This is a genomic window from Paenibacillus sp. FSL H7-0703 (assembly GCF_038003485.1).
Taxonomy (GTDB): domain Bacteria; phylum Bacillota; class Bacilli; order Paenibacillales; family Paenibacillaceae; genus Paenibacillus; species Paenibacillus polymyxa_B.
Genome location: NZ_JBBOPF010000001.1, coordinates 4,395,747 through 4,413,038, shown reverse-complemented (window position 1 = coordinate 4,413,038; position 17,292 = coordinate 4,395,747). Strand labels below are relative to the sequence as shown.

At 45.7% G+C, this 17,292-nt stretch carries 21 protein-coding genes; 11 read left to right on the top strand and 10 right to left on the bottom strand.

Going from position 1 to position 17,292, the window contains the following annotated elements; translation table 11 throughout:
* Positions 1–16: 16 nt before the first annotated feature.
* Complete coding sequence (locus MHB46_RS19665) at positions 17–499, bottom strand: hypothetical protein (RefSeq protein ID WP_341163167.1); 483 nt, start codon at positions 497–499, stop codon at positions 17–19.
* A 223-nt stretch (positions 500–722) separates the two neighbouring features.
* On the opposite strand from MHB46_RS19665, the gene MHB46_RS19660 reads away from it, so the two are divergent.
* The 3 genes from MHB46_RS19660 (at position 723) to MHB46_RS19650 (ending at position 2,657) form a co-directional block, all read left to right on the top strand.
* A complete protein-coding gene (locus MHB46_RS19660; protein ID WP_250240290.1) occupies positions 723–1,895 on the top strand; it encodes an MFS transporter in 1,173 nt (390 codons plus the stop codon).
* A 141-nt stretch (positions 1,896–2,036) separates the two neighbouring features.
* Positions 2,037–2,147 carry a YjcZ family sporulation protein gene (locus tag MHB46_RS19655; RefSeq protein ID WP_250240291.1) on the top strand — a complete coding sequence of 37 codons (111 nt, stop codon included), beginning with the start codon at positions 2,037–2,039 and terminating at the stop codon, positions 2,145–2,147.
* 165 nt (positions 2,148–2,312) lie between these two features.
* Complete coding sequence (locus MHB46_RS19650; protein WP_341163166.1) at positions 2,313–2,657, top strand: toprim domain-containing protein; 345 nt, start codon at positions 2,313–2,315, stop codon at positions 2,655–2,657.
* Positions 2,658–2,747: 90 nt separating this feature from the next.
* Here the strand turns inward: MHB46_RS19650 and cyoE are convergent, their stop codons facing one another.
* Positions 2,748–3,692, bottom strand: a complete 945-nt coding sequence (cyoE, locus tag MHB46_RS19645) for a heme o synthase (protein WP_013311855.1) — start codon at positions 3,690–3,692, stop codon at positions 2,748–2,750.
* A gap of 203 nt (positions 3,693–3,895) precedes the next feature.
* On the opposite strand from cyoE, the gene MHB46_RS19640 reads away from it, so the two are divergent.
* Positions 3,896–4,879, top strand: coding sequence for a metal-dependent hydrolase (locus MHB46_RS19640; protein ID WP_061829858.1), 984 nt, complete (start codon positions 3,896–3,898; stop codon positions 4,877–4,879).
* A 255-nt stretch (positions 4,880–5,134) separates the two neighbouring features.
* Here MHB46_RS19640 and MHB46_RS19635 read toward each other — a convergent pair whose 3' ends face one another.
* Positions 5,135–5,356, bottom strand: a complete 222-nt coding sequence (locus MHB46_RS19635) for an alpha/beta-type small acid-soluble spore protein (protein ID WP_013311857.1) — start codon at positions 5,354–5,356, stop codon at positions 5,135–5,137.
* 121 nt (positions 5,357–5,477) lie between these two features.
* Between MHB46_RS19635 and MHB46_RS19630 the strand changes: the two genes are divergently transcribed.
* Positions 5,478–5,645 carry a hypothetical protein gene (locus tag MHB46_RS19630; RefSeq protein WP_007431986.1) on the top strand — a complete coding sequence of 56 codons (168 nt, stop codon included), beginning with the start codon at positions 5,478–5,480 and terminating at the stop codon, positions 5,643–5,645.
* A gap of 43 nt (positions 5,646–5,688) precedes the next feature.
* Here the strand turns inward: MHB46_RS19630 and trpS are convergent, their stop codons facing one another.
* Positions 5,689–6,678, bottom strand: coding sequence for a tryptophan--tRNA ligase (gene trpS, locus MHB46_RS19625; protein ID WP_061829859.1), 990 nt, complete (start codon positions 6,676–6,678; stop codon positions 5,689–5,691).
* A gap of 451 nt (positions 6,679–7,129) precedes the next feature.
* Between trpS and MHB46_RS19620 the strand changes: the two genes are divergently transcribed.
* Together MHB46_RS19620 and MHB46_RS19615 are read left to right on the top strand one after the other, a co-directional pair.
* Entirely contained in the window at positions 7,130–8,095 is a 966-nt protein-coding gene (locus MHB46_RS19620) for an aldose 1-epimerase (RefSeq protein ID WP_341163165.1), read from the top strand.
* 90 nt (positions 8,096–8,185) lie between these two features.
* On the top strand, positions 8,186–8,422 hold the full coding sequence (locus MHB46_RS19615; protein WP_013311861.1) for an alpha/beta-type small acid-soluble spore protein: 237 nt from the start codon (positions 8,186–8,188) through the stop codon (positions 8,420–8,422).
* Positions 8,423–8,668: 246 nt separating this feature from the next.
* On the opposite strand, the gene MHB46_RS19610 is transcribed toward MHB46_RS19615, so the two are convergent.
* Both MHB46_RS19610 and MHB46_RS19605 read right to left on the bottom strand, forming a co-directional pair.
* Positions 8,669–9,070 (bottom strand): hypothetical protein, encoded by a 402-nt coding sequence (locus MHB46_RS19610; protein WP_013311862.1) that lies wholly within the window; start codon positions 9,068–9,070, stop codon positions 8,669–8,671.
* Between the two features lie 261 nt (positions 9,071–9,331).
* Positions 9,332–11,119 carry a M3 family oligoendopeptidase gene (locus MHB46_RS19605; protein WP_341163164.1) on the bottom strand — a complete coding sequence of 596 codons (1,788 nt, stop codon included), beginning with the start codon at positions 11,117–11,119 and terminating at the stop codon, positions 9,332–9,334.
* A 97-nt stretch (positions 11,120–11,216) separates the two neighbouring features.
* Here MHB46_RS19605 and MHB46_RS19600 point away from each other — a divergent pair, with 97 nt between their 5' ends.
* Both MHB46_RS19600 and MHB46_RS19595 read left to right on the top strand, forming a co-directional pair.
* Complete coding sequence (locus MHB46_RS19600) at positions 11,217–11,387, top strand: YycC family protein (protein ID WP_014277894.1); 171 nt, start codon at positions 11,217–11,219, stop codon at positions 11,385–11,387.
* Entirely contained in the window at positions 11,384–11,620 is a 237-nt protein-coding gene (locus MHB46_RS19595) for a hypothetical protein (protein WP_341163163.1), read from the top strand. The genes MHB46_RS19600 and MHB46_RS19595 overlap by 4 nt, the downstream gene beginning before the upstream one ends.
* Before the next feature lie 91 nt (positions 11,621–11,711).
* On the opposite strand, the gene MHB46_RS19590 is transcribed toward MHB46_RS19595, so the two are convergent.
* Both MHB46_RS19590 and MHB46_RS19585 read right to left on the bottom strand, forming a co-directional pair.
* The gene (locus MHB46_RS19590; protein ID WP_341163162.1) at positions 11,712–12,422 is read right to left on the bottom strand and encodes a DUF2225 domain-containing protein; all 711 of its coding nucleotides are present in this window, start codon (positions 12,420–12,422) and stop codon (positions 11,712–11,714) included.
* Positions 12,423–12,464: 42 nt separating this feature from the next.
* Positions 12,465–12,842: a globin domain-containing protein gene (locus MHB46_RS19585; protein WP_341163161.1), complete on the bottom strand. Its 378-nt coding sequence runs from the start codon at positions 12,840–12,842 to the stop codon at positions 12,465–12,467.
* A 410-nt stretch (positions 12,843–13,252) separates the two neighbouring features.
* On the opposite strand from MHB46_RS19585, the gene ylbJ reads away from it, so the two are divergent.
* Both ylbJ and MHB46_RS19575 read left to right on the top strand, forming a co-directional pair.
* Positions 13,253–14,551 carry a sporulation integral membrane protein YlbJ gene (gene ylbJ / locus MHB46_RS19580; RefSeq protein WP_341163160.1) on the top strand — a complete coding sequence of 433 codons (1,299 nt, stop codon included), beginning with the start codon at positions 13,253–13,255 and terminating at the stop codon, positions 14,549–14,551.
* 66 nt (positions 14,552–14,617) lie between these two features.
* Entirely contained in the window at positions 14,618–15,421 is an 804-nt protein-coding gene (locus tag MHB46_RS19575; protein ID WP_013372943.1) for an NAD kinase, read from the top strand.
* 58 nt (positions 15,422–15,479) lie between these two features.
* On the opposite strand, the gene MHB46_RS19570 is transcribed toward MHB46_RS19575, so the two are convergent.
* Positions 15,480–16,331 carry a YutD-like domain-containing protein gene (locus MHB46_RS19570; protein WP_341163159.1) on the bottom strand — a complete coding sequence of 284 codons (852 nt, stop codon included), beginning with the start codon at positions 16,329–16,331 and terminating at the stop codon, positions 15,480–15,482.
* 24 nt (positions 16,332–16,355) lie between these two features.
* The gene (lipA, locus tag MHB46_RS19565) at positions 16,356–17,258 is read right to left on the bottom strand and encodes a lipoyl synthase (protein WP_190297926.1); all 903 of its coding nucleotides are present in this window, start codon (positions 17,256–17,258) and stop codon (positions 16,356–16,358) included.
* Positions 17,259–17,292: the final 34 nt, after the last annotated feature.

Sequence of the window (17,292 nt, the reverse complement as noted above, 5' to 3'; positions counted from 1 at the left end):
TGTGTTCCTCCTGTCTCTACGGCGACTGTGGCGACTGTATTACAGCCGAGCCTTTCGCACTTTCGATATATTTCTTGACGGTATCGCCCATACTCCACTCGCCCAGCGACATCCCCTGAAACCATACCTTGACCTTGTCACCATCAAATGGACCTTTCACTTCCAAGTTGGAGCTGGTTACCGAAAACGTACCATCCGCGTTGGATGTGTATTGGGCATCCCGTCCCTCCTTGATCATCATGTTCAAGGCCTCGCCTTGAACCTTGTTAATCGCATCATCCTTTGCCTGAGTAACGACCTTGCCGACCTGTTCAAAGGAAATGCCACTGTAGATAAGCAAGCCCGCAATCACGACAATGACAATCAGCCATTTTACGAGAGTTCTTACAATCTTCAATATGACTAACAGTAGGACAAGCCCAATTAATATATACATCCAGTTATCCTGAACGATCTGCCAATTATGTTCCAAAAACTCTGTCCAGATGCCCTTATCCATTTCGCTACACTCCCGTTTTCAACTACATCATTCAAATCACAAAATTGTCTCTGTAATTATACATGATTACGTGATGCCCTGTCAGCTTAGCTCTTTTACATACCTTGTTATTCAATTCTTGTCCATACAAAGTGGTCTATGTTCGTCCACTCCAGCGTACAACTTAGGAAGGGCCAATACGTGGTGCAACATGAAAGTTTACATTAGGGAAGGGGGTCATCCTATGAAAACAGCCCTCTGGCTGTATCTCTTTTTATTCATTGCCTTTTTCGATTTGCATGCACAATATCCTATTTTGACACCATTCGCCATCTCCCTCGGTGCAGCACCTACTTTTATCGGCTGGATGATGGGGATTTACTCTCTAACTCACCTGCCTGGTAATTTGATGGCCGGTCCCAAGGTCGACAAACACGGCAGCCGCCGATATATTATGTTTAGCCTAACAGCCGCAGGCATCATCCTCATCATTCAATCGTACATCCACACACCTTGGGAATTACTTTTTCTTCGTGCGATTAGCGGTTTTGTGTTGGCCTTTTTATCTCCGGCCTGTCTGGCCATGTTGGCACAGCTATCCGATCATCCAGTTACGCAGGGCAAATATATGTCGGGACATGGTGTCGTTCACACATTGGCCTCTGTCCTGTCTCCAGCTGCCGGCGCATTTATCGTAGCCAGTTTCGGCTTTAGTGAGACGTTTAGTTCCCTTGGCATCATTCTCGTAGTCACGGGGCTTATGGCTTATTTCACCTTGCCCAAAACAGCACCCGCTCCACAGGCCCAATTATCAGATGGTCATGCGACATCTGCTCCACTATCCGGGGTACAGAAGACGCGTTTACCATTCAATTGGCGTTACCTGCTCCTGCCTTTTGTTTTGGCGTGTGCACAAGGCATTTTATTTTACGAAATTCCATTACGGAATAACGGTTCTGCGTCTATGATGTCCACCGGATTGCTCTTTTCCATCATTAGTTTGGGAGCACTTTGCACGCTCAGTCTGCTGTTTCTGAACAAATATTCACCCATGGTGCGACTACTTTGTGGCATTATTTTGATGTCTCTAAGTTTTTACGCACTCGCCACCACGCCCGAAGCGGCGATTGGCATTATACTTTTTATTTTAGGAACAGCCAAAGGCATCATTTTTCCAGCGCTGGCCTCCCTTTTCATACGAATTGGAGGTGCGCGACTGGGCAAAACCTTTGCACTACAGTCTATTGCAACATCTATCGGCTCCTTTGCCGGACCTGTACTAGCAGGTCAGCTACCCGATCACATTTCTCCTTTTTTTATCGCATTTCTGATTCTGATGGCTGGCCTGCTATTCGTTCCTATTAAGCGATTATCTCCGACGCCGCCACTGTCTGCCTCAGGACCTTATCATTCCTAGCTAGTCTGAGACAGCGGTACGCTAATATGCTACCTTTAAAGCCCAAAATGTCGTTTCAGAGGACAAATGCACAGTACGCTATGCCTCTATCCACATAGACTATTTTGACTGAACATTCACTAACAAAGGGAGGTGCAGCCTGTGAGCCACTGTCATCCTGTAAACCCTTGTTCTGTTTTTGGAACTTCAACTGGCATCATTCTTGTTCTTTATATTCTGCTCGTCATCATTCTCCGTACTTGCTGGTTTTAATGTCTGAATTCCCCTAACATGTTGCCCCTTGTACCCATGCCTGCCACTTCTGGCAGGCTGTTTTGTTATTTTTTGCATGAGAACCCTATTTGGAGCTACACTATACACATATTCTTCATTTCCCGGGGAATTTCGAGCATATGTATCAGACAAGGGGTGAGCTAAATGGCGATAACCGTGATCGTCGAAGGGAAAAATGACCGCAGCAAACTTCGCCGATTACTTGACCCGGAGGTTCACATTTTATGCACCTTCGGCACACTAAACTCTATAAAACTAGAATCCCTACACAAGCGGGCCAAGCACGACGAAATATATTTATTTATGGACAATGACAGCTCAGGGAAAAAAATAAGGGGTGTGCTTGCAGACTCTTTTCCGGATGCATTTCATATGTATACACGCAAAGGCTATGCTGGCGTAGAAGGCACTCCAGATGAATATGTGATCACTCAATTGGAAAAAGCAGGGTTGGAAGAATACATTATATACCCGCCACCTGTTCTTTAGTCTTGAAAATAACAAAAAAGCTGTCCTCAGGCCGCTTTTATGCCTGTTGGACAGCTATATGATGCACTATAAAATGCCTCTAAAATGACATTAGAACTTATGAACCGTATCGACGATCATCAGCAAGAAGCTGAGTGTCAGATGGTTAATGGAAAAGAAAAATACTTTTTTTGCCCAGGAATCCGTTTCTTCTTCCTTAATCGTAAAACCTTTAAAGGCATAGAATGCCCACAGCACGGACAGTAACACGGACACGATCATAAAAATCATACCGGCATATCCATAAGCATACATAAGGATGGGTACCGGAATCAGCAATACAATATAAGGAATCATCTGAATCTTGGTCCGATGAATACCTTTTACGACTGGCAACAACGGAAATCCTGCTGCGCGATATTCCTCAACTCTGCGAATAGCAAGTGCCCAAAAGTGAGGCGGCTGCCATAAGAACAAGAGAGCGAATAAGAGCCAAGCGCCCATATCAATACGACCCGAAGCGGCCACATAACCAATCACAGGAGGCATTGCACCAGAAATACCGCCAATGGATGTACTCCATGTAGACGAACGTTTTAACCAAAGTGTATAAATACCGACGTAGACGAACATACCAAGTAATCCCAGTAATCCTGCCTTTACACCAGAGAAGAAGAATAGAACAGCTAACCCGACAACACCCAAAATAATAGCGTATGACAACACCGTTGTAGGGGTCAGACGCCCTGTTGGCAGTGAGCGATTACGTGTACGTTCCATTTTCAAATCCAGCTCACGGTCAAAATAGTTGTTAAAAACACAAGAAGACGCCATAACCAGCATTGTACCTAAAAGTGTAAGAATTAGCTTTATATAATCAACGTCCCATTGCGATGCTAACCAAAAACCACCAAAGGCTGCAACCAGATTGGTACGAAGGATGCCTGGCTTGGTAACTGTAATAAAATCTTTCCAAGTGCCCGCTTTGCCGGGTGGTTTAGATTTTACAGAATAGGTAGCCGCATCCGAAGAAGTCTTATAACTTATATTATCCATTGTGAGTAACTCCCCCTTAGAGATGTATGAATTCGGGAGTAAGTTGAACTCCGATATAAATTTTATCATATACCTACCCCAAAAAGTTTGACAGAAAACGCACAAAACGTTCACAATTCCGATGGCAAATCGCCCCTGTTGATCGTTTACAGTAAATTTGGGTAGTAATAAGTACAGGAAACAATACAAAAGGAGCGACAGATATGGATACAGCCACACACTTTGTCATGGGAATCGGATTGGCCGGGCTGGCCTACACTGATCCTGTCGTCGCCGGAGATCCAAAGTTGGCCGCAGTCGTACTGCTCGCTACAGTCGTAGGGTCACAAGCTCCGGATTTTGACACTTTGCTTCGGTTGAAAAACAATGCAGCCTACATTCGCAATCACCGTGGACTGTCGCATTCAATTCCCTTCTGGTTGATATGGATCTTGTCCATAACAGGACTGATTTGCCTGATCTTCAGAGATGTGCCCCCAGGTCATGTAGCATTATGGGTAACGATTGCTGTCTGCCTGCATGTATTCACAGATTTATTCAATACGTACGGAACACAGGCATTCCGGCCGTTTACAAACAAGTGGATATCTTGGAATATCATCCATATTTTCGATCCCTTTATCTTTGGCACCCATGTTGCTGCGATTATGCTGTGGGTCACCGGATTGATTCCACCCGCTCCCTTATTTATTACGCTGTACGTTATTATTGGCCTATATTACATTTGGCGAACCTGGAGTCATTTTATAACCAGGAAAGCGGTACGTGATATGGACAATGAGCGTCAGGAGGGCGACATCTATTATATCATTCCCACCGTATCATGGAACCGGTGGCATGTGGTAAAAGCTCATCAGAATGGAAGTTATGACATTGGCGGTTTAAATGGCAAACACTTATTTTGGACGAAACATGCAATTCCATCCACACATCCTGCCGTAGAAGCATCCAAATCCTATCGCGATGTGCAGGCATTTCGCTATTTTTCCTCCTTTGCCGTTGCCGAGGTGGAAGAACTGGAATGGGGCTACATTGTGCGATGGGGAGACGTCAGGTACCGACACCGGAGACAATATCCATTCGTGGCTGTGGTCGCGATGGATAAGCAGTTCGGACTGATCAACAGTTATATCGGATGGCTCAGTGACGAAAAGATGCAAAAACGCCTTTCCCTGCATACGAATTAAAACTGCTTCCAAGCTAACAACCAGCCTTATGAACAAGAGACAGCAAGTTCCCCCTTAATCTGGGAGCTTGCTGTTTTTTTGGGTCTTTCGCGCCAAAAATCACATCTCATGAAAGCGCCCTCTTGACGAAGCGGACTTGCGTGATTCACAATGGTCATAAGCCATGCGTAAAAAAAATCCGGAGCATGATCGCTCCGGATTTTCTTCATCACAGTTGCTCATAATACAGCTTCCAAGATGGAGTGTTTATGTGTATTACTGCAAACGGCTGCTGCCCGACAAGGATTGTTCTGCTTGTTGGACCAGCTTTTTCGTGATATATCCCCCAAGAGAACCTGTTTCGCGGGAAACAACATTACCGAAGTAACCGTCCTGAGGGATGGTGATGCCAAGTTCTTGAGCTGCCTCATATTTTAATTGTTGTAAAGCGGCGTTGGCCTGCGGTACTTGCAGGTTGTTTGAACGACGTCTGCTCATATTTGAATCTCCTTTCAGTTCTTTGTGAGTGAGGTTCATTGCAAGCTTGCAAGATTATTATGGCTCGCTTACAACTACTTATTCCTGAAATTCAACATTCGAACACTGGAGGTTTTTACCAATGAGCAAAGGTTTATCCCTATGGTTCGCCGTTTCATCCATTGTCCTGCTGACCGCGGCCGCAATATCCATCAGTTATTCCGCATGGCTTGCCATTCTACTGGGGTTATTATCTGTCGGCAATATCGGCTGGGGTTTCGTGGTCAAAGCCCGACAACGCCGCTCCTAATCCAATCCTTTAAAAGGCCTAATCCGTTTCGTCTCAATATGCTTTAGCGTACACGTGGCAGAAAGCCCATGCGCTCTTTGACCGCAGACAGCGTGACTTCAGCCGCCTCTTGTGCACGCTCTGCGGATTGGGCTAAAATACGTCCAATCTCACCGGATTCCCGGATGTCGCGATAGCGTTGCTGAATCGGTTCAAGCATAGCTACAACGGTCTCTGCCAGTTCTTTTTTAAATGTTCCGTACATTTGACCTTCATAACGATCCTGCACTTCTTGGAGTGACAAACCGGAACACTGGCTGTAGATGCCCATCAGATTACTAATTTCAGGTTTATTGGCCGGATCATATCTAACCTCACTACCGGAATCGGTAGTAGCGCGGCTGATTTTCTTGCGTATGACTTTCGGTTCGTCTAGTAGCGCAATAAAGCTGCCTGCATTCGGATTGCTCTTACTCATTTTTTTGGATACATCATCCAGGGACATAATTCTCGCCCCTACTTCAGGGATATACGGTTCAGGAACAGTAAAATAATCTCCATAACGGTGATTAAAGCGACCCGCCAAATCGCGTGTCAGCTCCAGATGCTGTTTCTGATCGTCGCCTACCGGGACGAGATCCGCGTTGTAGAGCAAAATGTCAGCTGCCATCAACGATGGATATACGAACAGCCCTGCTCCTACAGAGTCCTTGCCTGCCGCTTTGTCCTTAAACTGAGTCATCCGTTCCAACTCGCCCATATTCGTCAGTGTTGTCATCAACCATCCCAACTCAGCGTGCTGAGGAACATGGGATTGTAAAAAGACATTGGATTTCTCCGGGTTAATACCTGCTGCGATAAATAATGCTGCTACCGCCTCCGACTGCTCACGTAATTGAGCCGGTTCCTGCGGTACGGTAATTGCATGAAGGTCTACGACCATAAAGTAACATTGATGATCCTCTTGCAATTTGACAAAGTTTTTCATGGCACCAATGTAATTGCCCAAAGTAAGTTGTCCGCTAGGCTGAATACCTGAAAGTACAGTTTTCATATTCTTCCTCCTCAGTATTTCAAAATTAGAACGCAAAAAGGCCCCGCATCCTCAAGGGACGCGAGACCGTGGTACCACCCTTATTCATTGCCGTCAACCTATTACTTGTCGGAGCTATGCTCCGTGGCTGCCTGCAATCTTAAAGCTCCGTTAACGGGGAGCAATCGGCCGTCATACTGAGGACAGTAAATTCCTGTTCTGTGCGGCACTCCAAGGTCCATTCAGCAGTGCAGGCTCACCGGTTCCCATCCACCACCGGCTTTCTGAAGAGCTTATGCGAAAGCTTACTTGTCCTCATCATCGCGTTATCCATGTCATTACTTTCTAAACTACATTAATGATAATTCCGCATAATGTTATTGTCAAATGACGATTGTGCCCTACGACCAAAAATCTGTTATCATAATGACACGAAGCTTCAACCGATTATAGTGGACAAAGGAGCATGGATATGAAACAAGTGACCAAAGAACACTGGAACGGTTACGACACGTATGTTTTACATAGTGGTGAACTGGAAGTTACGATGATCCCTCGCCTCGGGAATAATATTATTTCAGTGCGTGATCTGAAGCTCGACCGGGATATCGTACGTCGGCCCGGTGAGGAAGAATTGGCTTTCTATTTACAAAAGCCTTATCATTTTGGCTTGCCCATTTTGATTCCTCCAGGCCGAATTCGCAAGGGAAAATTTGAGTTTGACGGTGTTCCTTATCAGTTCGACCGAAATACAGCCAATGACAATCATATACACGGTCTGCATCGTAATCAGTCCTGGCGCTGCAGTGATATTGAAGAGGATGAAGAAGGTTGCAGTGTTACTACCGAGCTTTTAACAGAAAGTGATCCGCACTGGATGGAACAATTCCCCATTCCTTTACGTCTGGAGATGACGTATCGCTTGCAGGGTGCTGTATTAAGTCAAACGCTGCGCGTAACGAATTTGGGCGAAAAAGCAGCCCCATTTGGCTTGGGATATCACACTTGGTTTATGGTGGACGGAGAACCTGAGCGCTGGCGTCTAAAGCTACCTGTGAACGGCGTATATGAGCAGGATGCTGAACAGCTACCTACAGGTATCATTACTTCGTTAGATGACTTGGAACAGCTCTCTTCGGGACTTTCTCTGAAAGGAACAAATCTAGACACTCTGCTGCGGGCAACTGATGGCCCTGCTGAAGCTCTTTTGACTCGTGACGACGGTTATCAAATCCGCTACACAGCAGATGAGCAATACTATAAGTATTGGGTTTTATATACCAAAGGTGAATGCGACCAGTATCTTTGCATTGAGCCTTATACATGTCTGCCTGATGCGCCCAATTCACCTGATCCTGTCGGGGGAGCCGGACTGATCCGTTTGGAGCCTCAGCAATCCATCGATCTCAAAACTCAGATTCATATCATATATCCGTAATTTTCCTCTAGTCACTTTTCTTCCTTCGGCGCATATTTTCATAACTCTGTCGCATACTAACCTCATCACAGCCGAAGGAGGTGACTACACATGAATGAAGCTAATCAAGGCAGAAGCCGTCGCAGTAACAACTTAGTTGTTCCTCAAGCCAACAACGCATTGCAACAATTGAAATATGAAGCTGCACAAGAGCTGGGCATCACCATTCCGGCAGATGGTTACTACGGTGACATGCCATCCCGTGAAGCTGGTTCTCTGGGAGGTTATATCACTAAACGCTTGGTACAGCTGGCCGAACAGCAATTATCAGGTCGTTCAGGTCAATAAGCGTCATTATTCCACATGAGCATTCCGTTCATCGTAATTTACCAAAATGCGTTATAACGGGCATATAACAAAGGCGGTCTTCCCTAGGAAGGCCGCCTTTTCTTTACTCTTTTTTTAAAATCAGGATTTTGCAAAATTCGATTCCAGTCGCTTCGAAGTGCAAGATATAGACGAACTAAACCATTTCGATCTATATCTTGTTCATTGGAAGTCGCTTATGGATTTGCAAAATCCTCATATTGATAATTATTCCGAATTAGCCGCTCGGTATGTAGGCTTGTTGTAGCGGATCATGAGATTCGCCATGTTGTAGTTGGACTCCAGTGTTGCATCTACCAAAATCGTTCCTTGTCTAATGGCAAAATCGAAAGCAATCTCACCATGAGTCCAGCTACGCTTATGATTTAGCGTTTCTAGAGCCATACGCCGAAAATCCTCCCGATGCTTTGCTGATAACCCCGGTTCTACTGCTGCAAATGTGCCCCCTTTACCTGCAAGCGGGTTATGGCGAATCCCAAATTTCCCAACTACATTGTTACGTATTTGTACAAATACGATACCTGACGACAAACCCGCCAGTTCATTATCCAGTTCTTTTAAAACGATATCCATCTGCCTTGCTAACGACAATTGACCTACTTCATCCATTACAAAAACCCTCCTATATACCTTATCAAGAAATAATTAATAGGTCTTACGGCTCAATTATATGCGAAGATTTTTAACCTTACAATCAAAACCAACATAATTGGGTATTTATAACTATTTTCTAAGTATATCCATCATTTTAAATTTCACCAACAGGTAATGTTAATTACACTTCGACATTTTGCGACTTTGTTCATCATCTTCTGCAAAAATAACAAAAAAGGCCTCCCTTATGGGAGACCTTTCAAAAGTGTAAATCTGTTATTTTGTCATTTGTAAAAATTGCTCAATATCCTGAACAGTAACTTGCGCAGCATTACGCCAGAAGTCAGCCTGTGTTAAATCGGTACCTAAGTGCTTGGAAGCCAATTCTTCGACTGTCATGCGACCCGTATCACGCAGCAAGGCATCATATTGGTCGGCGAAGCCGTCAGGATTTTCCTTCGCAAAAGCGTAAATTCCTGCACTGAACATATACCCGAATGTGTACGGGAAGTTGTAGAAAGGAGTGTTCGTAATATAGAAATGTAGCTTGGATGCCCAAAAATGAGGATGAGCCTCATCCAGGACACCACTAAACGCTTCACGCTGCGCTTGTTCCATCAACTCGCTTAATTGTTGTGCTCCCACAACTCCTTTTTTCCGCAGCTCGTAAAAACGGGTTTCAAACAGGAAACGAGCATGAATGTTCATAAAGAAGGCTACACCACGCTGAATTTTATCCTCCAGCAAAGCGACCTTCTCCTGACCCTCGGCAGCTTCCAGTAAAGCATCTGATACAATTAGTTCTGCCAGCGTCGATGCCGTCTCAGCTACGTTCATGGCATAGTTTTGATTCAATGGGTGCAATTCATTCATCACATGCTGATGATAACCGTGTCCGAGCTCATGGGCCAGTGTCGAAACGTTGGATGGTGATCCGGCATAGGTCATAAAAATACGGGTCTCTTTGCTCAGACGCAGAGATGTACAGAACCCACCCGGACGTTTGCCTGGACGATCCTCTGCTTCGATCCAGCTTTTCTCAAAAGCCATTTGGGCAAAGTCAGCCATTCTCGAGCTAAATTTACCAAATTGCTCAACAATCGTTACAGCAGCATCGTCGTAAGGGATTTTAGTAGTTGACGTCCCCAGCGGAGCTTCAACGTCATGCCAGGACAGCTTCTCTAAGCCCAGCAGTTTTGCTTTCCGCTCCAAGTATTTGACTACAATAGGCTTTGTTTCATTAATAACCTGCCACATCGTATCTAGCGTTTGTGCAGACATACGGCTGATTTCCAGCGGTTCCTTAAGCACATCTGTCCAGCCTCGTTTTTCATATAGCTTCAGACGAAAGCCTGCCAAATGATTCAATGTATCCGCGCAATAGTCCTCTACCTGAGTCCATGCCTCTTCCCAACGTGCAAACACGTCTTTACGTACGCTGCGGTCTGCTTCATCCAGCTTATTAGCAGCCTGACCTACAGACAGGTTTACGATCTCGCCATTTTCTGGCATAGGGATCGTCATATTTTTGACAATGGTATCATAAAAGTCGCCCCAGCCATGGTAGCCATCCACTGCCAGATCCAATGCAAGGCTTTCCAGCTCAGGAGCCATTTTTTCACGTGCTTCGTTCCGATATTCAGTCAGGACAAAAGAAATCGGCTGGATAGCTTCGCGCTCCATCCATTTCTGCCAAATGTCTTCACTGGTTTGTGCCAGCAAGTTCTGGAAAGATACTAAAGCACTTTTCCCTTGGGCATACAGCGTGTTGACACGCGCCCCCAGTTGAACAGCCAGCTTGTCGTGCTGGTTTTGAGCAGTTAGACAAGAGACAAAGGAGCCCGCCTGCGACGCGCCATTAAACAGCTCCTGTATGCTATTCAGTACACTATCCAGACGCTCGGTGTCCAATACCGTTTGTGGTACTTTGGCTGCTTTAAGCTGGGATTGCAGTTGTTGGACCTTGCTCTCCATTTCTTCCAAGAATGCATGAAATGAGGCAGAGGAAGATCCTCCGCTAAAAATAGATTCCAGATCCCATGTTTGCTTTAACGGTGTTTTCATAATAGTTCCACCTTTCTTTTTTGGCGAATTCATGTGGTTTCATATACAATAAAGCTACATCGTGATAGTAAATCACTACAATTGGGAGGAAAACAGGATGAGACCCTTACAAATTTCGCCGGAAACGGCTGTGAAATTATCCGAAAAGCTCGGCATTCCGCTGGAACACCTTATGCATACACCCCAGCACATTTTGATGCAAAAGCTGGCCGAACTGGCTAAAGAAGAAACCGCTGACCCGAACGGCGGAGAATCGGACAAATCATGATCCCTTTTCATAAAACCTGGCCTTATGACATCGTCATGGGAGACGTTTATGTACAGTCTTGTCCGTTTTGCAACCATGATAATGTTTTGCTGCCCCTGAAGCCAAAAGAACTTAAGCTCATACACGAAGGTATGAAAAAGTTGCTTGTGTTTCCATGCTGCCATAACAAGGTTACTTTGGTGGATTGTGATGACGATTATTTGCTGTCAGATACCACATTGCGTCATCATTAATTCATGAGCAGTTGTAAGATAAGATAACCCGTTTTACAAACAAGGTGTGAACCATGAGCCTAAATCGGCCATAGTGCACACCTTTATTTCTTCAAGAGGAGCTTGCGTTTTGCATTTCCTCCGGCAGTTGGAAATTTTTAGCCAACATTTGTTCTCGCAGTACAGACCACTGTTCACGGGAAGCCCGGATCATGGCTGCATCCATAATCTTTTTGTCATTTATGACACGCGAAAACCAGCGTACTGCTTCGTGAAAGTTGCCTGTACGTCGATGCAGTTCACCAATCAGATAAAGCAGTTTGGCATTATTCGCCCCGACACCCTCCAGCTCATAGACCCGAACATACGAATCCAGACTAAATTTGAGAAAGCGAAGCTCCTGCTCCTCATTTCCCTGGTATCTGTACATCCATGCGATATGCTGTAATAGACTGGCTACTACGCGTTCCTTTTCTCCGATGACCTGGGCACAGAGTAAACCCAGTTTATACGTTTCTAATGCCTCTTCCCAGCTACGATGCCCGCCATATTCGCGAGACTGCCAGCGATTACCGATTTTATCCTTGAATATCTTGGTTTGCTGATCGCTTAACTGAACGGTAGAGTGCTCTGTCGAGGTAAATCCACAATGAGGACAGACCCTTACGACATAAAAATCCGGATTTTCATTCTTATAATAAGCACAAAAATCTGAATCCGTACGAATGGCCTTCTTTAGGCTTGGTCTGACACGGGATGTCTGAAATTCTTCTTCGCAATGTGGGCAAGCGATTTTGATCTGATATAACGGTTCAAGTTCCAATGTTTTTACAACCCTCTCCAAAATTCGGCAATCCCCGAAAGCTTACGGGGTATTTACAAAATGATGCGCAGGACCAGACAAACGGTTAAGTATGATTGAACGAAGCGGCTCCTCAATGCCCGTATCCGTTAACGCACCTGCCATACAAGACAACCATGCCTCTGCTCGCTCCTCCGTTACGGGAAACTTCATATGTCTGGCACGTAACATCGGATGACCATATGCATTAGAAAAAAGAGACGGTCCTCCAAAAAACTGGCTCAGGAACATATACTGCTTTTCCTTAACCGGTTCCATGTCTTTAGGAAACAGGGGACTTAACAACGGATCTTTATAAACTCTCGGGTAGAAGGCCTCAATAATAGCACGAACACCTTCCGCACCCCCAAGGTTGTCATAAATGCTCAGGCTAGGATTCACTTTTCTCCAACTTTCTGTGCTATGGTAATAAATATACACCCGTATTATAACAAAAAACAAAAAATGACGCTAAAAATAAGCGTCATTTTATCAATTTAACATATGAAGAGGGTGTGCTTCGTTGCACACAGCTTCGTCATTCTATAAACACAACTAATAACTCCGCCAATCCTCTTCACCGGGATGGACGAGAGAGGCACGAATAACATACACAAAAGCACATACGAACAGACCGGCAACGATACTCATCCTGATCACTCCATCCTTAAGGTTATGGATCGTTGTTTTCCTATTTTAACATACTATTTACAAAAATACAGCATTAGATGTAACCGTTTTCTTTGATTTTTTGTACTCTTTGTCCATCCCCCACATAGGTATATTAGTACAACTCCAAAGGAGGGGCCTCTATGTCGCTATACCGTCGTTACTCACTTCCTCTGCTCATCCTTACACTGCTATTCTTATTTATGCTTATGGCTGTATACCCGCAATCTTCTCTGAATGCCGGGCTTCGGGGGCTTGCCATCTGGTGGGACGTGCTGTTTCCGTCTTTATTCCCGTTTTTCGTTATTTCCGAGCTTCTCCTCGGTTTCGGAATTGTTCATTTCATAGGTGCGCTGTTGGATCCGCTGATGCAGCCTCTATTCCGTGTACCTGGCTGTGGGGGTTTTGTAGCTGCGGTCAGCTGTGCATCCGGTTACCCGATTGGAGCTAAACTAACAGCCAAGCTGTGGGAGCAAAAATGGATCACACGCATTGAAGGAGAGCGTTTGGTCGCGTTTACCACTTCCTCTGATCCGATATTTTTGATCGGTGCGGTTTCCGTTGGCTTCTTCCATCAACCAGAAATTGCACTCGTACTGGGCGCAGCCCATTATGGTGGCGTGCTCATCATCGGGCTGCTTATGCGCTTCCACGGTTCCCGTTCAGGGGAAATAGATACTCGCAGCGACCGCCCTCAACCTACTCAAAAAGCTTGGTCGAAGTCCAAGAATACAAAAGCAGCAGATCGCAATAGTCAGCCTGGACCCCTACGCCAAGCATTATATGCCATGCATACAGCTCGTTTGGAAGATGGTCGCCCATTGGGTGAGTTACTTCGTCAGGCGATTACTTCCTCCCTACGCCTTATTATTGTCGTAGGAGGGCTAGTTGTATTCTTCTGCGTCATTTTAGAAGCTTTGACGAACTCCGGTTTAATGAGCGGGCTTCACCTGCTTACGGCAAGCCTATTGACTGCATGTGGTCTTCCTCCTACGTTAACGGAGTCCATCGTGGGTGGTATTTTCGAAGTCACTTTAGGAGCGCAAGCCGCAGGTGAAGCCACGGCAGCAGCGTTACCATTCAAGGTAGCCGCAGCCGCTTTTGTTCTCTCCTGGGGCGGGCTGTCGGTTCATGCGCAGGTCGCAAGTATTTTAAATATGACAAATCTCCGCTATATGCCATTTTTGTTGGCCCGGGCTGCGCACGGCATCATCTCAGCACTGCTAGCTCTCGTGTTATGGCGGCCTCTGATGGGACAAGGAAGCTCTCCCGTCTTTTCTCCAATATACGACATCGCGTGGTCTCCTGGCTTCTCGTCCGCCATGCTGTTGCAAAGTCTGCTGTTTCTTGCCTTTATACTGGTTGGAATGCTTAGTCTCTCATGGTTGAGTGTGGGTACAAGTCGCTTATACGTACGTTTGAGAAGAACACACAGGCAATGAACGATTGTGTTCTTGCTCATAATTGATTATGATCGATATATACCCATGACAAAGGAGCTTTTCATCTTGAGATATTATGTTCTGGATCGCGGGGATCAGCACTCCATGGACTTGAGTCAGCAATTTCACCGTCTTGCCCAAGAAAAGAATTTCAAGCTGGATGCCGAATCGCCGGAAATCGTCGTGTCTATTGGAGGCGATGGTACGATGCTTCATGCGTTTCATACCTTCATCGACCGCATTCCGGATATTGCCTTTGTTGGTGTACATACCGGTCATCTGGGCTTTTATGCTGATTGGCGTGCGGACGAGCTGGAGGAGCTAATCCACCTGATGAGCCAAAGCGGATCTGAGGGACCGCTTAACCCGAGAATCGTTAAGTATCCACTGATTGAGTTGGAAATTCACAAGAAGTCAGGCAATGCTTCTTTTATTGCCTTGAATGAGTTTACGTTAAAAGGGGTAGATGGCACTGTCGTTGCCCAAGTAGATATTAACGATATCACCTTTGAAATGTTTCGCGGTGACGGTATATGTGTTTCTACCCCCTCAGGAACGACCGCCTATAATAAAGCACTTGGCGGAGCTATGGTTCACCCCACCATTGAAGCATTGCAATTGACTGAGATCGCTTCCATTAATAACCGCGTGTATCGGACACTGGGATCGCCATTGCTACTGCCCAAACACCATCATTGTGATATTTTTTCACGGAAAGATCAGCGTCTTTTATTGACAGTAGATCACCTGAACTTTCCTGTCGATGACTTAATCTCTGTTCGATGTCAGGTCGCAAGTCAGAAGATCAGCTTCGCTCGTTACCGTCCTTTCCCATTTTGGGATCGAGTACGCAACGCTTTTCTTAATTAGAACCTATAAAAGAGCCGAATTCGGCTCTTTTTTTACAAACAAAACGGTTCCTGAAAATTCAGGAACCGTTTTGTTGTGGAGCTGTAAATGATTTATTCTTTTTACTACCCTCAGCTCTTTCGGCTTTAGCAGCTGGCTGGGTCTGACGCTGGCCCTCAGGTTCACGAGAGACACGAACTTGCCGTCCCTCCCGATTTTCCTTTGATTGACGCTCATAGCGTGGTCCACGCGATTCCTTTTTATCGAAACTCCCTTGCTGATTGCGCTGTCTACGTGGTTCACGGGTTTGCTGCCCTTCACCCGGATTCCGTCCATCCTTTGCTTCACGTCTTTCTCTGGATGGACGACTTTCGCGAGCTTCACGCGGCTGTCGTTCACGTACTTCCTGGGCATCCTTCGGTTCCCGACGTTGCATCTCACGTGGTTCTCGGGATTCTCGAGGCTGCTCCACTCGCGATTCCTCCGTAGCTGTGGAATCCTGCTGTGGTTGCGGCCACTCCTGTTCTCCAGCTGTATGTTGCAATACTTCTTGCTGCTCTTCGGGTTCTAACGTTCCCGCTTGTTCCCTTTGAGCATCTACCAACTGCTGAATATCTGGAGCAATGATTTCATCATTGGCGCCGTTTTTATTAACCAATTCACGGCTTTTTTGCAACACAAAATAGGCGCAGCCAAAATTGCAGTATTCATTAATGTAATCGTCCAGTACCACTATAGATGTATCCTTATTTGCTTTGGGATGGCCGTCTCGATAAAAGCCCTTCAGACGTAGCTGATTGTAACCCCAATCACCAATAATGTAGTCATAGCGATCCAGCACTTCACTATACCGATCACGAAACGCTTCGGGATTCCATCCGTTCTTGTGATCCTGCAACAATTCATAGTTTTTACCACCGATTTGAAACAAGCTATTCTGACCGCCTTTCCCGGATCAAGCCTGCGAAAGGGCGCTTTCTTCCTTATGCTGAGCGGCTGACTTCACCTGCTCATGCGCTTGGTAGGAGCTGCGGACCAACGGTCCAGATTCGACGTGACTGAATCCCCGCTGTAATCCCTCTTCCTTTAACTTCGCAAAATCTTCCGGTGGATAATATTTTTGCACATATAAATGTTTCTCGGACGGCTGCAAATATTGACCAATTGTCAGAATGTCACAATCGACTTTACGCAGATCATCCATGGCTTGTAAGATCTCGTCCCACTCTTCCCCTACACCTAGCATGATGCTTGATTTCGTTGGAATAGCCGGATTTAATTGCTTCGCACGTTGAAGCAGCTCCAGAGAGCGACGGTATTTCGCTTTAGCCCGAACCTTGTCGGACATGCGCTCCACCGTTTCAATATTATGATTCAGAATATCTGGTTTGGCATCCATGACGATTCGCAGCGATTCAATATCGCCCATAAAATCGGGAATCAATACTTCTACACTGCAAAAAGGTAACCGGCCGCGAATCGCACGAACCGTTTCTGCAAATATAGTAGCGCCCCCATCTTTTAAATCGTCGCGAGCCACACTGGTTACGACACAGTGCTTCAAATTCATGTTCCCAGCCGCTTCCGCGACGCGATCAGGCTCCTGCAAGTCCAGTTCCGTAGGCATTCCCGTATTTACTGCGCAAAAACGACACGCACGCGTACAAGTATCACCCAAAATCATAAATGTAGCTGTCCTATTGGCCCAGCATTCATATATATTAGGGCATCGTGCCTCCTCACATACGGTATGTAATGTCTTGGAACGCATCATGCTCTTGATTTCCTGATAGTTATCGCCTGTCGTAAGTTTAATACGAATCCAGTCGGGCTTAGCTTCCTTTACTTTTCTAGACAATGGCATAGACCTTCTTTCTGATAAGCTTAAGCTG

What these genes read in the sequence shown, in the direction of transcription:
- MHB46_RS19635 (WP_013311857.1), bottom strand. Translation starts at nt 5,356, where the DNA reads ATGAGCAGACGTCGTTCAAACAACCTGCAAGTACCGCAGGCCAACGCC.
- MHB46_RS19615 (WP_013311861.1), top strand. Translation starts at nt 8,186, where the DNA reads ATGAATGAAGCTAATCAAGGCAGAAGCCGTCGCAGTAACAACTTAGTT.
- MHB46_RS19640 (WP_061829858.1), top strand. Translation starts at nt 3,896, where the DNA reads ATGGATACAGCCACACACTTTGTCATGGGAATCGGATTGGCCGGGCTG.
- MHB46_RS19600 (WP_014277894.1), top strand. Translation starts at nt 11,217, where the DNA reads ATGAGACCCTTACAAATTTCGCCGGAAACGGCTGTGAAATTATCCGAA.
- MHB46_RS19610 (WP_013311862.1), bottom strand. Translation starts at nt 9,070, where the DNA reads ATGGATGAAGTAGGTCAATTGTCGTTAGCAAGGCAGATGGATATCGTT.
- MHB46_RS19605 (WP_341163164.1), bottom strand. Translation starts at nt 11,119, where the DNA reads ATGAAAACACCGTTAAAGCAAACATGGGATCTGGAATCTATTTTTAGC.
- trpS (WP_061829859.1), bottom strand. Translation starts at nt 6,678, where the DNA reads ATGAAAACTGTACTTTCAGGTATTCAGCCTAGCGGACAACTTACTTTG.
- MHB46_RS19660 (WP_250240290.1), top strand. Translation starts at nt 723, where the DNA reads ATGAAAACAGCCCTCTGGCTGTATCTCTTTTTATTCATTGCCTTTTTC.
- MHB46_RS19665 (WP_341163167.1), bottom strand. Translation starts at nt 499, where the DNA reads ATGGATAAGGGCATCTGGACAGAGTTTTTGGAACATAATTGGCAGATC.
- MHB46_RS19620 (WP_341163165.1), top strand. Translation starts at nt 7,130, where the DNA reads ATGAAACAAGTGACCAAAGAACACTGGAACGGTTACGACACGTATGTT.
- MHB46_RS19650 (WP_341163166.1), top strand. Translation starts at nt 2,313, where the DNA reads ATGGCGATAACCGTGATCGTCGAAGGGAAAAATGACCGCAGCAAACTT.
- MHB46_RS19630 (WP_007431986.1), top strand. Translation starts at nt 5,478, where the DNA reads ATGAGCAAAGGTTTATCCCTATGGTTCGCCGTTTCATCCATTGTCCTG.
- MHB46_RS19595 (WP_341163163.1), top strand. Translation starts at nt 11,384, where the DNA reads ATGATCCCTTTTCATAAAACCTGGCCTTATGACATCGTCATGGGAGAC.
- ylbJ (WP_341163160.1), top strand. Translation starts at nt 13,253, where the DNA reads ATGTCGCTATACCGTCGTTACTCACTTCCTCTGCTCATCCTTACACTG.
- cyoE (WP_013311855.1), bottom strand. Translation starts at nt 3,692, where the DNA reads ATGGATAATATAAGTTATAAGACTTCTTCGGATGCGGCTACCTATTCT.